The sequence below is a fragment of the Cohnella nanjingensis genome, from assembly GCF_014212125.1.
In the GTDB taxonomy this organism is placed as follows: domain Bacteria; phylum Bacillota; class Bacilli; order Paenibacillales; family Paenibacillaceae; genus Cohnella; species Cohnella nanjingensis.
Genome location: NZ_JACJVP010000082.1, coordinates 2,090 through 2,650, shown reverse-complemented (window position 1 = coordinate 2,650; position 561 = coordinate 2,090). Strand labels below are relative to the sequence as shown.

Sequence of the window (561 nt, the reverse complement as noted above, 5' to 3'; positions counted from 1 at the left end):
CCGCCGGAAACCGCCGGGCAAAAGGTTGATCTCTTATTCAAAGTGTGGACCGGCCTGAACGGCATGACACCGGATAAGAGCGAGCTGGAGCACGAGATTCGCTGTTCCGCACTCGCGCTTCTAGAACCGGATACCGACGACTTGTATTTCACCTCGTTGGCCGTCTCGCAGACGATCCAGGTGCTGGATGAGAACAGCTGGGAAAGCCGCAGCTTGCTTAAGGCGCTCGATCGCGCCTTTCAATGGATCGATTGGCGCACGCCTGGAAGTACCCGTTTCTATGCGAGCGTGAAAGAGGCCAATGGAAAACTGAAGCAAGAGCTTGCGTCGATTCCGAAACAGAGTGCCGTTACCGTGCGATGCATCGGCTCTACGCATATCGATGTCGCCTGGCTGTGGACGCTCAAGCATACGCGCGAAAAAGCGGCAAGATCGTTTTCCACGGTGCTTCGTCTGATGGAGCAGTTTCCCGAATACGTGTTCATGGTGACGCAGCCGCAGCTCTACGAAGATTTGGAGCGGGACTATCCGCAGCTGATGGAGCAAATTGAAGCGCGCATC

The 561-nt window shown here is 55.8% G+C and carries 1 protein-coding gene (running past one end of the window); it reads left to right on the top strand.

Annotation, left to right across the window (positions count from 1 at the left end; genetic code table 11):
- The first annotated feature begins 63 nt into the window (after nucleotides 1-63).
- On the top strand, nucleotides 64-561 hold the 5' portion of the coding sequence (locus H7C19_RS33405) for a glycoside hydrolase family 38 N-terminal domain-containing protein (RefSeq protein WP_446681766.1). It continues 63 nt past the right edge of the window; only the first 498 of its 561 coding nucleotides appear in the window; the start codon lies at nucleotides 64-66; its stop codon lies beyond the right edge, outside the window.